Raw genomic sequence first — 14,740 nt, forward strand, 5'->3', positions numbered from 1 at the left:
TTAGGCGTACTTATAGCAGCCATTTATAAAGGTGACCCGATAAACAGATGCAGTCTAACAGGGATGCTATCTTCCGTCACGCCAGCAGCAACATCGACACGTACCACACCAACCGGCGACGCCCAGCGGATACCGACGCCGACGCCAACTTTGGTGTCGGTTTCAAAATCTTTGTCATAGGCATTACCGACATCGGTAAACACTGCGCCGCGGAAACCTGGTCTAAACTCATAGTTATATTCCGCGCTGCCGACTGCCAGGATTTGTCCTCCGGTGAGATAGCCCTTCTCAATCGGTGATAGGCTTTCGTAATCATAACCTCGAATACTTTGATCGCCGCCAGCAAAGAAACGCAGTTTATAAGGCACTTCATAAAAATCATCCGCCCAGATATAACCGGTATTTAAACTGCCCAGAACTTGGTGTTTATCGTCAGCCCCGAAGCTATAAAGACCGCTCACACCGGCGCGTAATATTGCCATATCGGTATCACTTAGCAGACTTTCTGAACCTGCTTCAAGCGCATAATACTGACGGAACCCGCGGGTAGGATTGGCAGCATTATCGACGTCTGTTTTGCTCATGCCATAACCAAATAACAAAGCGTGCTGCGTCGGTTTCGAGGAAGTAAAGCGCACTGGCAGATTGTCTAATTCTTCCTCATCGACACCAGTTTCTAACTCATCTAAACGGTAGCGTACAGAGTAGCTACGATCCCAGCCATTTTCACGGCGGATATTACGTGCCAATGCTGCTTTTAAGGTTCGGGTAGATAAGTCAAAATTACCTTCGCCTTGATCGATAACCTCTTCTTCGTAGGTCAAACGGGCATCCAACTTATCGTTTAGCGGATGCTTCCATGGTCGACTGCCATACACGGCGACATTTTTGGTAATACGCGATACTTCGGTTTCTGCCCCTGCTTGATAGCCTTTACGATTGATCAGATTATAATCTATCTTAGCAGTGGCGCGCACCCCAGTATCGGTACCATAACCGAGACCAACTTGGGCATCACGTGGTTTGTTTGCCGAAACAAAGACGTACAGCGGCACTTTTTTGTTTTCTAACACGTCCTGCGGGGTTTTGCGTCCAGCAAGCGTTGGCGGCACGAAGTTTTCATCGGCAAGGATATTTTCTTCATCAGGGAAGATTTTTTGTGCGACATTACTGATAGAGTCGCTGATTTTACCCAAAATACTAGTGGCTTTTTGGCCTTTTTCATCCAAGACGCGATCATCCGGCAGACGGCTTAAACGTTCAGCTTTTTGTCTAATGGCTTGCAGCTTACCCAAGGTTTCTTCATCGGCTTCAAACTCGATGGCAGCGATATCGGCTGGATTGACTGTCTCACCGCTGGTAGCGTAACGCTCAGCGTCATTTTCGGCTTTGACTGCCTCATCTTGCTCGATATTATTGCTATCGAAGTCATCATCGGTAGTCTCAGCACTACTGCTATTAGCCGTATTATCAAAGGCTAAAGTACTGCTTTCTGTACGCTCGTCTGGCGGCAAAATCGTCTCGACGTTGACAGTATTAAAATAACGGGTCGCCGATAAATCGTTACTAAACTTGGTCACGGCCGGACGATAAAATGGCTCGCCTTCTTCAAAGTCGACCAGCTGCTTTAATAACGACAATTCAACCGGTAGCTTTTCAGGATCGCGGGTCAGCGTACCCGACTCTTGATCATAAGTAAAAAACACCACTTCATCAAACTTGTAACGATCGCCCGTATTGTAAACCAGCGACACATCGGCGGTATTGTCGGGCAAGATAATATCGACCGACTTATTGAGCCAATATTGATCAAAGTAACCATAGGTATCACTGAGCGATTCAAGCGCCGCCTTACTGTCTTTATAAACGCGGTGATTAAAAATATCGCCCTCTTGTGGCGGCAAATCTTCTTCTAACTTGGCAAATTCTTTTTGCTCGCTGCCCTCGCCGCGAATGTCAACAATGCGGCTATCCACGCGTACCGGCTCACCCAACTTTTCAATAATGACATCAATGGTATCGGTATTTGGTTGGCGCAAACGTAGGGTCACATCATAGTAGCCAACGGCTTTGGCAGCATCTAAGGCGCTCTGGCGTAGACGCGGCAGCGCAGCAGTGAAATCAACCACAGACTGCACGGTAGTGTCATCAATAGCGGCTTTGATATTCTTAAAGGGCTGAATATCATCATCGGCTTTGGTTAATGTTGGTTTAGCATTCCTTGTACTGTTTTGAGCGTTGTTTTTGCTATTATCGTTTAAATTATCTGCTGCGGCTTGTTGCAAATAAATGGTCGTCTCAACATGCGGTAGGGTGACGACGCCACCATTAAAAAAGCGATTATAAAGGCGCTTAACAATATTGCCTTTTTTGTTACGTGCTATCGGTTTGGGTTTTGCCGCTTGTTCGATACTTTCTTTTACCGCATTGACATCGTTTTCATAGTTAGGCAAATAATCATCAGGATTGATGCTGTCCGACTGGGCATTTTCTATCCCACTATCCATGTCCACACTAGTCACGCTATCGCCAGTGCCACTAGCAACCGAGTCGCTGACGTCAATAGGACGCGACATCACATCATCTGTCTCCGCCTGCTTAGCAGCGGCCTCATTTCTACCCAAGGTTTCAAGATTGCTTGGTGCTGGTAAATTGGTAGCATCTAAACTCACATCGAGCCCAATTGGCGGCGTGCTATCGTCTAACCTTGCAACAGGCGCATCAAATGCGCCATCTAAAGCTTGAAAGTCATTGTCGTCATAACGCATGCCATCGATATTATTAACGGCATTACTTTGAGTGATATTGCCGATATCTTGAGCGTTTTGCTTATCCATCGCCGCCAGCTCGCGATCAATCTCGTCAGGCGTCATCATCTGATAGCCTTGTTGCTGCACGCTATTAACTTGCTGCTCTAAGTTTTCATTGCTGTCAAATGCTTGGTTGTTGCCTATACTATCTATGCCATTACCGATAGCACTAGCAAAGTCATTAATACTATCGATATCATTATTTGATAACTGGGATTTATCCGTGTTATTTGCTTGCGCGGTGGCGTTTTTGTTAGGATTTTTAATACCTAAGTTCTGCTCGCTATAATCATCCATTACCGATTGATCGATAATACCTTCTTCAACGGCTTTTTTTAGACGCAAGGCGTCCAAAGCAATATCAAGCTGGCTGTCTTCATAGGCATCTTTAGAAAGTGCTCGTTTAGACGAGGACTGAGCCGAAGAATTGGAAGGCGGTTTTGGCGTTGGTGGCTGCGATTGTCGTTGCGGCTGTGCAGTGGTCGCATCATTGCCACTATTTTTGATAAGTTGGCTGCTGCTTGCATTATTGGCCGTATTATTATTTAAATCAGTGGCGGCAAGAGCACTAGGCGCGATAGCAACACTGACCCCAAAACCAACCAAACTGGTGGTCAATGCCCGAAATAGCGCCGTACGCGTAAAACAAACACGAGGGTTATCCATAGGATTTATATGAGTAGGATGAGCAAATTTAGCCGAACACAGCGGCGCATTTGACGCAGCAACAGGCGGTATCCCCGATGAGTGGCGCGCTAGAGTTGAAGGCTGGTGTTTCATATTGATTTCCTATCACCTCACGCGGCACAAGTGACGGTCGATGGCAATCGCCTCGTCTTACCGGTGAATAAACGTAGAACAGTTCGCTGACATTAAAGGTTTGGACGGCTAAAATTTACAAATCATAACTTAGTTAATTCTCAAATCATAGCACTGTGCGCATGTATTTTTACCAAAGCCTTGCTATTATACGGCGTAACATCGATAAAACCTATGCTATATTTCGATAAATTTTTGATAGTATTGATAATTGTTTATCTGCCAATCACTGCGTAAAAGTTTGTTTTCTCCTTTATTAGCCGCGCCCCACCTGTAGGAATTTTCATGGCCAATCAGTTTCAACTCTTTAAGCATCGCCGGTTTAATGCCATGTTTTTTACCCAATTTTTGGGTGCTTTTAATGACAATATTTTTAAGCAAGCGCTGATACTGGTGCTAACCTATACTGCTGCCAGCCAATTGGGTATGGAAGTCAGTATTTTAAATAACTTGGCGGCGATGTTGTTTATTTTGCCGTACTTTTTATTTTCGGCATTGGCAGGGCAAATTGCTGATAAGTTTGAAAAATCAAAACTGACGCGCTTAATCAAATTGCTTGAGATAGGCATTATGATTATCGCTGCTGTCGGCTTTGTCTTTGAATGGTACGCGCTGTTATTTGTGGCGCTGTTTTTGATGGGGACGCAGTCGACGTTTTTTGGGCCGATTAAGTATGCGTACTTGCCGCAAGCAATGAGGGAAAATGAGCTGGTCGGTGCCAATGGTCTGTTTCAAATGGGCACCTCGCTTGCCATTTTGCTTGGTATGATTATCGCTGGGGTATTGACCCAAATTACCCAGCCGCTATTTTGGATAAGTGTGACGGTGCTTTTTGTTGCGGCGATAGGCTATTTTGCCGCCCGTTTTATTCCTACCATGTCAGCGATGCAGCCTGATTTGAAGATTAATTGGAATATCTTTACCACCAGTATGGCGACGGTACGTTATTTATACTCGTTGCCTTTTTTATTCTTTGTCATTCTTGGTAATAGCTGGTTTTGGTTTTATGGCGCGACGTTTTTGACCCAAACGCCAGAATTTAGCAAAGTCATTTTGCATGGCGATGAATCCGTGGTTATTTTCCTATTGACGCTATTTTCGGTTGGCGTATCAATAGGTTCGCTGCTGTGTAAATCCTTGACCAAAAACCAAGTCAGTCTGCGCTTATTACCCTTTGGTATCGCTGGTCTTAGTATATTTGCCATTGATTTATATTTTTCTTTATCAGGGTTAAATATTGATGTTAATACCGAAGCACTACTTGGTATTGGTGATTTATGGGGTCTGAGCGGTAGCTGGCGCGTGTTTGCCGACTTGTTCTTTTTGGGCTTTAGCGGCGGTTTATACATCGTGCCTTTATACGCCTCTATGCAGGCTTATGCGCCAAAAAGCCATCGCGCGCGTATCGTCGGTGCCAATAATATCTTTAACGCCATTTTTATGGTGTGTTCGGCGATTTTCTCGATTGTGGTATTAAATGCGCTGGGTCTAAATTTGCCGCAACTGTTTTTAGTCACCGGTATATTAAATATTATTTTTGGTATATTTTTATATCTTAAGCTTAATAAACATGTCAAACAGGCCGTTATCCAAACCCATGATGACGAGCAGAATCGATACGACTAGCGCCAAACGCAATATGAATCGGCAAGCCAATAATTTCGCTGCCGAGATTGTCTATTGTTTGTTATAGTGGTTTGATAAGTGTTGTCTGATAGGTTTAGTGGCCTATTGAATAGCTTAAACCTATTCATCATAAGTTCTATTTATAATTCATACAGCCATCAGGAGTGAATCATGGCGCAGCGTTCCTTATCAAAAATTGACCAGCTATTACTTGGCGTAGATAAAGCATTGCGAGCGGTTGTACCGCATTCAAATCCTAGCACGCGCCCGCTGCCTGTTAGCAGTGATGAGATTCCTGAGCTAAGTATCAACGAAGCCCGTCATGTCGCAGGCTTGATGCGTATCAATCATACGGGCGAAGTCTGCGCCCAAGGGCTGTATCACGGGCAAGCGTTTGCCGCAAAAAACGATAACGTCAAGCAAGCCATGCAGCAATCTGCTGAAGAAGAAGTCGATCATCTAGTTTGGTGCGAGGTTCGCTTAGATGAGCTTGGCAGCCATCCTAGTATTTTTACGCCTTTATGGTATGGCATGTCATTTGGGCTTGGCGCGGTAGCAGGGGCGATTTCTAACGAGTTCAGTTTGGGCTTTGTCGCCGAAACCGAAGCGCAAGTTAGTGAGCATTTGCAAGACCATATCGGTCAATTGCCACCGCAAGATCAACGCTCAAGAGAAATACTGGCGCAAATGGATATTGAAGAATTACATCATCGCGAGTTGGCACTGGCAAATGGCGGCGCGGCATTGTCGCCACTGGTACGCCACACGATGCGCTGGATGGCCAATCGCATGAAGGCCACGGCTTATCATTTATAAGCGTTTATCATCTATAATACGCAGGCGCTACTAATCTGCATCTTTTTTTAGTGGCTACAGACGGCATTATTCTGTGCTTTTAACAATCCTACTACTGTTAGCAGTCAGATTAATTTGCTAGGGTATGAAAAATTTGTACGATTTTACGGAATGCCAAAACCTAACGATCAATCAATGGATGAATAGATAACAAGTCAGTAACTACAATAACTGATAAACGACAACGATTAAAAGGTAATTATTTTTATGAAAGCCATCAGCCAAACCCCTATTTCTAATAAAGCATCGCACTCTAGTAAAGCGCCCCACTCTAGTAAAGCGTCTAGGCTTGCGACCCTAACGGCACTCGCTGCCGCTTGTACCATGCTGCTATCAGCGCCGGCAAATGCAGCTGAAGAAGCGAATACCGCCGCAGCGCCCGCTACGAGCAGCACAGCAGTACCTAGCGCTATCGATTCTAGTAAACGTATCATTCGCCTAGCCAAGCCAAATGCAACGATTAGCACGGCGCCAACTGATGCTCAAGCCAATGTTGGAGTTGAGACTGGCGCTCAAAACAATGTTGAGCAGAATACCGTCCAACCAACTAACATAGCGCAATCAGCTAATAATCAAGCCCCTAATTCGCAGCAAGGCAATGTCCAGAATGTCCAGCAGGCTATTGTCCAACCAAACCGTGCGCCTTTAAATACTGCGCAAAATGCTGCCCAACCACCAGCCGTACCAACACCAGACACGTCCGAGTTGACCGGTACGACGCGCGTTTATGAGCGTGGTCCTATCACTGCGACGGGGATTGATTTACGCAGTGGTCAGCTGCCAAACATTCCAGCCCCGCAAGTGAGTATTTCAGATATCAGCTTTGTCCCTACCGTGCTCATACCGCAGCAGCAAGGACTTGGCACTGATAAACTGGACGTCAGTTTACTCGATGACTTCATTAAAGAAGTCTCACCAAATGCGCGCCATTATCCACCAAACTTCCCGAACCGCACCCAGCGCCACAACGCCCGTGAAAAAATCAAAGTCTTGACTGAATGGATTGAGCCGTATGCCAAAGCGCCAAATGCCTCGTACGATGTCTTAGTTCGCGCCGCCAAACTCAATGGCATGGGACGCAACTTAGATTTAGGCTCAGAATACACGGTACGTGGCGGACAATATATTGATCGCGCCATTAAACTTAAACCAAATAGCGGCGAGGCCAATTTTATCTATGGCATGATGCTCTCAGAAGGGGGCGGTTTTAAAGAAGGTCAAAAATATCTTGATAAAGCCGTTACTCTTGGTTACACCGAAGCTGAGCAGAGTCTTGCGCAATCTGACTTGTTAAGTGATCGCCGTGATAAGGCGTTAGAGCGTTTACGCCGCTTGGCACAACAAAACCCTGATAACGCTATTATTCGTCAACAAATTAAGCTGATCGAGGACGGTAAATTCTATATTTGGGATATCCCTGCCCCAGATATTAATATCAAACCAAGCACTTAATTCTTTGTGATAGAAACGTAAAGTGTTAGCTATTTGGTAAAATGATAGCTCACACTGTTTTCTAAAGAGCTGTAAAAAAGCGCGCTACAATTATGATTAATAATGTGAGCGCGCTTTTTTGTGCTTAATTTAGAGATATCTAAGTGGGTTTTGTTAAGCATTGCCTATCCATCTTTTCGATAGTATTTCATGCTATATGAATATAAGATAGCTGACTATAAGACAACAACTACAATAGTCGAACAGCTCGACTTACGTTACACTCATGCTGCTATATGAAAGATGATATTTATCATTTATTTATATAAAGGTGATATTTATCACTTATTTATGATGCGTTGCTGATACTTATTATTGGAATGACCTATGATATTTGCTGACCCTGCCAACGATATGCCGTCGCTAGAGCATAAGTATAAGCATAAAAACAAGACGCCTTTTGCTCTACTCGCAGTGGTCGCCGCCATGGCAATATTGCCTGCCTGTAGCACCGTCTCCGTCAATAAACAGCCCTCAGCAAAGACCATCGCCGCCCAGCGCGGCAATATCGTCACCGATAACAAACTGAGTAGCGATACCGCCTCAGTCCTATTGTCAGCCGGGCTTAATGAGCAAGCGTGTATGCAGCAGTTTAACCTCTGCCTAACGCAGCTTACCGACAGCATGCTCAATGAACATTATCGCCCAGCTTTGGCAGTATTTGCTGAATTACACTACGCCAAAGCGCGCCAGCTTGGCGAATCTAAAGACTGCCGCAATGCCCTCGCCCGCCCGCCAATTGACCCTTATTATGCCAACACGCCTTTAAGCGACACTGATGCCAAGGCACAGCAAAAAAGAACCGATAGCTGCTTGATTGGCTATCAAGAACGTTTATTTGATGCCATTAAAACCAGTTATACCTATTTATTTTATGACAGCTTAGAGCATGATTTTGAAGGTGCGGATAAAGAAACCAGACGATCACACGCGCAAAGTCGTATTCCAAGTGAGATGGATATCCAAACCCAAGACATCTATAACGCTGCCAGTAACGATGTGATTACCCAGCTCTATCAAACGGCTGATGGTGGCGGTAAAATGATGGGTAATACCAAGGTAGAATACCTACCGACGTCCGCAAGTACTGCCACTAGCAGCGAGCAAGCAGTAATTGCCAATCTTACGGCCGTCAAGGGGCGACCAACTGACCAAATCAAAGTCATGAAAATGCACATAGACGACTACAATCTCAATGTCTATTTACCCAACGAAAATAACTACCTCAAAAATGCCAACCAACAAACCGCTGCCCTAACCGATTTGGTCTCGACCTATGAGCTACGCCTCTCTGGACTAAACTCTATTAGTAAGCGCCCAGGTCTGGGTATCAGCTTGGTAGCTTCATTGGACGACCGCTATACCACTACCATTCGTCAATTATTAATCTCGTCGTTAGCAGATAGGACGGGCAGACTGCATCAAGAAAGCCCTCGTCGAACAGCCAGCGATATAAACGAAAGCTCGAAGGAGCGCTCAAAGGATAGCTTGGACAGTGATGATGCCAGTACGCGGATTTATCCGACTGGACATTTACTGATGACCGGGCTGATTAAGCCGATGGGCAATAGCGTGCTTGATACCCTGAGCAGCAAACAACTTGATATTCATTTATACAACCCTTACCGCAGCGAGAGCGCCAATATCTTAGGTGACGATTATCCACTGGCGGCAAACTTTTCAGCAGGTTACGGCTTATGGTTGGCAGAAAACCAGCTCGATGGCGTCGGTTATCTAAACCTGATTACCCGTAAAAAAGAAGCCAGTTTACCCAAGCTCTTTATGCTCGAACCTTATGATGCTGATAAGCGCGTCATCATCATGCTGCACGGTTTGGCCTCAAGCCCAGCGACGTGGGTCAATTTAACCAACGATATTTTTAATGATGACAAACTGCGTAATAATTATCAAGTCTGGCAAATTTTTTATCCGACCAACTTGCCTATTTTAGAAAATCGCTATCAAATCCAAAAGCTCATCAATACCGCTTATGAGAAAACCGACCCTAAAGGGCAAAATATTGCCAGTAAAAACAGCGTCATTATCAGCCATAGTATGGGCGGTATCATTGCCCGTATGATGCTCTCTGATGAGAACTTAGTCGATGACTTAGACAGACTGGACGACCAAAACGTCCTGTCAATGAATGAGAAGCGCAAAATACGTGACGCGCTGAAAGAATCATTTGGCCAACAGCAGCTACGAGAGCGTTTTGAGCTAAAAGCCTTACCGCAGGTCGATACAGCAGTATTTTTATCGTCGCCGTTTCGAGGTACCGATTATGCCGACCGTTGGTTTACCCGTGCGCTACGCCGCATCGTGTATCTGCCCGTTGGTTTGGTAAAAACGGTGACCGATAACTTAGCAGCCTTGGCCATCCAAGGCGATTTGGCCCAGAACCCGCTCGGCGCGCTATATTTACAAAATGGCGCCAGTCAATTAAGTGACAAATCGTCTTTTATTCAATTAACCAAAGATATCCGTATCAACGACCGTATCACCTATCATTCAATCATCGCCAATAACGATGCTGATATTACCCGAGGTTTGGCAGAAATGCAGCCTGCTGGAGCAAAGCTCGACTTGTCCGAAGAGATAACAGAAAATGACCATGCAGAGGACGTTATCGACGTTGATGACAGCAATGCGCTGTTAACGGATAGTGATGAGTTGCCAGGTCAACCGCTGGTCGCCGCCGTGACAGTCGATGGCGAGATTGGGCAAGCACTCACCGAGCAGCTGTCAGATGGTATCGTGCCCTACACCAGCGCTCACCTCGATGGTGCAGCGTCAGAGACGGTTATTAACGGCGGTCATAGCATCCAAGAAAACCCGCAAACCATTTTGACCTTACGCCGTATTTTGCATCAACAATTACAGCAGCAAGATACAAACTAAATTTCACCTATATAAAAAGCTTTGAATTCTTATTATCAAAATTTGTTTTTTTTATATTACTGTTTGGTATCTATTGATAACAATAGTTAAACAATGAATATTATTTCAAAGATTATTGGCTAATATTGTAAGTGGTTTATGAACGCATAGGTGTGTGATAGCACACTTGTGCAACTTGCGTGTGCGTAAGGTGAAGCGCATAATACTAAAACGTTTAATATGAATAAAACGATCATTTGATGAATATTTAATAGTTTATAAGGATATGAATTATTTACTTTGGCTAAATAGTCAGCCCTAAAGTTTTTGAGTCTTACCCTACGGTAATGAATAAAACATAAGGGTAATGAACGCTATTTTAGTTAAATTTTATCTTAATTACATTTGCCGCTAACTAATACTTAGCGATTGCCCGTAATAATAAGCGCCCTAATTGATGGACGGTTACGGACAGTTACTTGCGCGTATCATGGAAGCCAACGCTATTCAGCTAACAGATAAGGGTAACCGTTTATGTTCGCTACATTTATGATTGATCAAATGGATGCGTTGATGCTCGCGCGCATTCAGTTTGCCTTCGTTATTTCCTGGCATATTATCTTCCCCGCTTTTTCTATCGGTCTTGCCAGCTGGTTGACCGTGCTTGAATTTCGCTGGCTGAGAACTGGCGAGCCCATTTATGTTGAAGTATACAAACATTGGGTTAAGATTTTCGCCGTCGTCTTCGGACTGGGCGTGGTATCGGGTGTGGTCATGTCCTATCAGTTCGGAACTAACTGGGCCGTGTTCTCCGACAGAGCTGGTAATATCTTAGGCCCATTATTGGCGTTTGAAGTCTTAACGGCGTTTTTCTTAGAAGCGTCCTTCTTAGGGATTATGCTCTTTGGTTGGGGACGGGTGAGCAAACGCATGCATTTTGCCTCCACCGCTATCGTTGCCATTGGTACGATGATTTCAGGATTTTGGATTTTGGCCGCCAACAGCTTTATGCAAACGCCGCAAGGTTTTATGCTGGGCGCTGATGGTCTGTTATACCCCACCAACTGGATTGAAATTATCTTTAATCCTTCGTTTCCTTATCGCTATGCCCATATGATGACGGCAGCCTTTTTAACCACCGCCTTTGTGGTTGGTGGTATTGGCGCTTATTATTTACAGTCTAAAAAGCACGTTGAGCATCGGCAGCATGGTCGAGTCATGCTCGGCATGGCGATGATTATGGCGATATTTGTGGCGCCAGCGCAGGTCCTCATCGGTGATGAGCATGGCTTAAACACTCTTGAGCATCAGCCAGCTAAAGTCGCAGCGATGGAAGGGATTTGGGAAGATGAGCGCGGTGCGGCATTGCGTCTGTTTGCGATACCCGACCAAAAAAACCAAACCAATAACTATGAGCTTAGCATTCCTTATGTCTCCGGTTTGATTCTCACCCATTCACTAGATGGTGAGGTCAAAGGTCTTAAAAATTGGGCACCAGAAGATCAGCCGCCCGTTATGATTGTATTTTGGGCATTTCGTATCATGGTTGGTATTGGTATGTTAATGGTGCTCATCGGTTTATTTAGCCTTTATAAGTACTTTAAAAAGCAGCAGTTCGATCCTGAGAGTAAGCTCTTCCACCGTGCGTGGATGATGATGACGCCGCTTGGCTTTATAGCGTTACTTGCCGGCTGGTTTGTGACCGAAACAGGCCGTCAACCTTATACAATATATGGCGTTATTCGTACTGCTGAGAGTATGTCACCTATCGCAGCGCAGCAAGTGGCGACAACCTTGATTGGCTTTATTGTGCTATATGCCTTTGTGTTTGGCGCGGGCAGCTTTTATATTTTGCGCCTCATCGCACAAGGACCCAAACCGTACGAAGATCCGTCGGATGATCATTTCTACGATCACTCTGTCACTGAAGCCCAAGGTCGCACGCTAAGCGGTGATAAGCGCGCTGCTGATAAAACCAAAGGGCCTGAAGAAGGTTCGGACGAACCTGCTGACGACGTCGATGATGGAGGGTTACGCTAATGTTTAACTATGGTGATGTATTAGATTTACCCTTAATCTGGGGTGGCTTGATTGCGTTATCGGTCTTTATTTACGTCTTACTGGATGGTTTTGATTTGGGCTGCGGCATTCTATTCCCGTTTGCAGGCTCTGATAAAAACCGTAGCCGCATGATGAACTCTATCGCGCCTTTTTGGGATGGTAACGAGACTTGGCTGGTACTGGGCGGCGGTGGTTTATTCGCCGCCTTCCCTGTCGCTTACGGCATCATTATGAGCGGTCTTTATCTGCCAGTTATCTTTATGCTGTTTGGCTTAATTATGCGCGGCGTGGCATTTGAATTCCGTTTTAAAGCCACCGCCCATCGCTACGTTTGGGATGGTTTCTTTTTTATCGGCTCTGTCGTTGCGACGTTTGCCCAAGGTATTATGCTTGGGGCGCTGGTTCAAGGCTTAGAGGCCAGCAATCGTCTGTATACAGGCGGCCCTTTTGATTGGTTCTCGCCCTTTTCTATCATGTGCGGTTTTGCGCTATTGATTGGTTATGCGCTACTGGGCTCTACTTGGCTGATTATCAAAACCGAACATACGCTGCAAGTCTGGGCACGCAAAGTATCAGGTTGGCTGCTCACCGCCTTAATCGTCGCGATGATTGCGGTGACGATATTCATGTATTTTTCAGATATCGAAGCGCTGGAAGGCTGGTTTAGTTTACCAGGGCTGTTATATCTAGCGCCGATGCCAATTATCGTCTTGCTCTTATTCTTCTTTATGCGTAAAGATTTAACCACTGAGCGCGAGTATCGTCCATTTTTATTGACCGTTGCGTTATTTTTGATGGGTTATATCGGCGTTTGTATAGCGATATTCCCATATATCGTACCGTATCAAATGACAATTTATGAAGCAGCAGCGGCTGATACTTCGCTCTCCTTTATGCTCATCGGCGCCGGTATTATGTTACCTATTATCTTAAGTTACACGGCTTTCGCGTATTATACTTTTAAAGGTAAAACCGACCACGAGCACATGTATTAAATAAGCTGCGGCTATTATCTATCTAGTAAGGATAGTAGCCGCGCTTAGCTTAATCCGCTCATGAATATGTGATGACTGATTATTAAAAAATGGCTTAGATTAGAAAGGTAGTTTGAAGTTAGAAGATAGCTTGGAGTTAAAAGGCAGTTTGGAGATAGTGATGAAAAAACTCAGTAAAAAACAATCGCAATGGGCTTGGTTTATAGGCTTATATTTGGCGGGTTTTTTGGTTGTTTTTACCATTGCCCAATTAATAAAATTGGCAATGGGTGTATAAAATCTCTTTTATCAAAACCTAGCGCCATAAAAAAGCAGCGCTGAATAGTAAATATTCAGCGCTGCTTTTTTGTTTTAACTTTAACTGTCGTAAAACCGTTTATGCACCGCGATGATTATCGACACCACTATTTTCTATATAGTCATTAATTTGTGTTAGACGCTCGGGCGTACCGACGTCTATCCAATTGTCTTTAATCACCTCAGCGGTAATTTGGAACTTTAGCATTGCTTGTTTTAGCAGTGGCGCAAGGGCTGCCGGTTGTCCTGTTACCAGCCCATCAACCAGTCTTGGTGAGATGACACTGATGCCAGCAAAGGTATATTTGTCCGCATCGGCAATCGGCTGCTCGCTTGCCAAGCCGTTATTGATAGCAAAGTCGCCGCCATTATTATGGTCAGGATTGTCAATCAATAATAAGTGGGCTCGTTGGTCAGCGCCTAACGGGTAATCTCGCAACGGCGCAAAATCATAGGTCGTCCAAATATCAGAGTTGACTAAGATAAAAGGCTCATCGCGCAGCTTATGGTTTTGCAGCGCGTTAAAAATCCCACCAGCAGTCTCAAGCGGCTCATCGCCCTCAATCGACCAATGCAGCGTCACGCCATACTCTGCGCCATCACCCAACGTCTGCATCAGCTTGTCTGCAAGCCATGAAGCATTGATAGTGATATCAGTAATGCCAGCGGCTTGTAGCGCCTTGATATGCCAGACAATAAGCGGCTGCCCGCCTACTTCCACCAAAGGCTTTGGCGTCTCGAGTGTGAGCGGACGCAGGCGCGTACCTTTGCCAGCCGCCAAAATCATCGCTTGCGTTATTACCGACATACACGCTCCTTGTTGTTGGCTGTATGATTGCCTATTATTCATTATTGACTGTTTTAAACAAAGTAAAAGCGATGAATACTGTCATCGCTTTTATTTTGCTC

9 protein-coding genes are annotated in these 14,740 nt (G+C 45.1%); 7 read left to right on the top strand and 2 right to left on the bottom strand.

What is annotated here, in order from left to right; translation table 11 throughout:
- Positions 1-23: 23 nt before the first annotated feature.
- Positions 24-3,590: an autotransporter assembly complex family protein gene (locus FOR85_RS02250; RefSeq protein ID WP_144296526.1), complete on the bottom strand. Its 3,567-nt coding sequence runs from the start codon at positions 3,588-3,590 to the stop codon at positions 24-26.
- A 324-nt stretch (positions 3,591-3,914) separates the two neighbouring features.
- On the opposite strand from FOR85_RS02250, the gene FOR85_RS02255 reads away from it, so the two are divergent.
- The 7 genes from FOR85_RS02255 (at position 3,915) to FOR85_RS02285 (ending at position 13,811) form a co-directional block, all read left to right on the top strand.
- A complete protein-coding gene (locus FOR85_RS02255; RefSeq protein WP_144296527.1) occupies positions 3,915-5,255 on the top strand; it encodes an MFS transporter in 1,341 nt (446 codons plus the stop codon).
- Between the two features lie 171 nt (positions 5,256-5,426).
- Positions 5,427-6,071: a 2-polyprenyl-3-methyl-6-methoxy-1,4-benzoquinone monooxygenase gene (coq7, locus tag FOR85_RS02260; RefSeq protein WP_144296528.1), complete on the top strand. Its 645-nt coding sequence runs from the start codon at positions 5,427-5,429 to the stop codon at positions 6,069-6,071.
- 246 nt (positions 6,072-6,317) lie between these two features.
- Positions 6,318-7,562: a hypothetical protein gene (locus FOR85_RS02265; protein WP_144296529.1), complete on the top strand. Its 1,245-nt coding sequence runs from the start codon at positions 6,318-6,320 to the stop codon at positions 7,560-7,562.
- Between the two features lie 366 nt (positions 7,563-7,928).
- Positions 7,929-10,499 carry a triacylglycerol lipase gene (locus FOR85_RS02270; protein ID WP_144296530.1) on the top strand — a complete coding sequence of 857 codons (2,571 nt, stop codon included), beginning with the start codon at positions 7,929-7,931 and terminating at the stop codon, positions 10,497-10,499.
- 513 nt (positions 10,500-11,012) lie between these two features.
- Positions 11,013-12,518, top strand: coding sequence for a cytochrome ubiquinol oxidase subunit I (locus FOR85_RS02275; RefSeq protein ID WP_144296531.1), 1,506 nt, complete (start codon positions 11,013-11,015; stop codon positions 12,516-12,518).
- Positions 12,518-13,534, top strand: a complete 1,017-nt coding sequence (cydB, locus tag FOR85_RS02280; protein WP_144296532.1) for a cytochrome d ubiquinol oxidase subunit II — start codon at positions 12,518-12,520, stop codon at positions 13,532-13,534. The genes FOR85_RS02275 and cydB overlap by 1 nt, the downstream gene beginning before the upstream one ends.
- A gap of 160 nt (positions 13,535-13,694) precedes the next feature.
- The gene (locus tag FOR85_RS02285) at positions 13,695-13,811 is read left to right on the top strand and encodes a DUF2474 domain-containing protein (RefSeq protein WP_102077207.1); all 117 of its coding nucleotides are present in this window, start codon (positions 13,695-13,697) and stop codon (positions 13,809-13,811) included.
- A 99-nt stretch (positions 13,812-13,910) separates the two neighbouring features.
- Here FOR85_RS02285 and murU read toward each other — a convergent pair whose 3' ends face one another.
- The gene (gene murU, locus FOR85_RS02290) at positions 13,911-14,639 is read right to left on the bottom strand and encodes an N-acetylmuramate alpha-1-phosphate uridylyltransferase MurU (RefSeq protein WP_144296533.1); all 729 of its coding nucleotides are present in this window, start codon (positions 14,637-14,639) and stop codon (positions 13,911-13,913) included.
- Between the last annotated feature and the right edge of the window lie 101 nt (positions 14,640-14,740).

The sequence above is a fragment of the Psychrobacter sp. YGAH215 genome (genome assembly GCF_007280595.1).
GTDB classification, from domain to species: domain Bacteria; phylum Pseudomonadota; class Gammaproteobacteria; order Pseudomonadales; family Moraxellaceae; genus Psychrobacter; species Psychrobacter faecalis.

What these genes read in the sequence shown, in the direction of transcription:
- FOR85_RS02275 (WP_144296531.1), top strand. Translation starts at nt 11,013, where the DNA reads ATGTTCGCTACATTTATGATTGATCAAATGGATGCGTTGATGCTCGCG.
- murU (WP_144296533.1), bottom strand. Translation starts at nt 14,639, where the DNA reads ATGTCGGTAATAACGCAAGCGATGATTTTGGCGGCTGGCAAAGGTACG.
- FOR85_RS02265 (WP_144296529.1), top strand. Translation starts at nt 6,318, where the DNA reads ATGAAAGCCATCAGCCAAACCCCTATTTCTAATAAAGCATCGCACTCT.
- FOR85_RS02285 (WP_102077207.1), top strand. Translation starts at nt 13,695, where the DNA reads ATGAAAAAACTCAGTAAAAAACAATCGCAATGGGCTTGGTTTATAGGC.
- FOR85_RS02250 (WP_144296526.1), bottom strand. Translation starts at nt 3,590, where the DNA reads ATGAAACACCAGCCTTCAACTCTAGCGCGCCACTCATCGGGGATACCG.
- FOR85_RS02255 (WP_144296527.1), top strand. Translation starts at nt 3,915, where the DNA reads ATGGCCAATCAGTTTCAACTCTTTAAGCATCGCCGGTTTAATGCCATG.
- FOR85_RS02270 (WP_144296530.1), top strand. Translation starts at nt 7,929, where the DNA reads ATGATATTTGCTGACCCTGCCAACGATATGCCGTCGCTAGAGCATAAG.
- cydB (WP_144296532.1), top strand. Translation starts at nt 12,518, where the DNA reads ATGTTTAACTATGGTGATGTATTAGATTTACCCTTAATCTGGGGTGGC.
- coq7 (WP_144296528.1), top strand. Translation starts at nt 5,427, where the DNA reads ATGGCGCAGCGTTCCTTATCAAAAATTGACCAGCTATTACTTGGCGTA.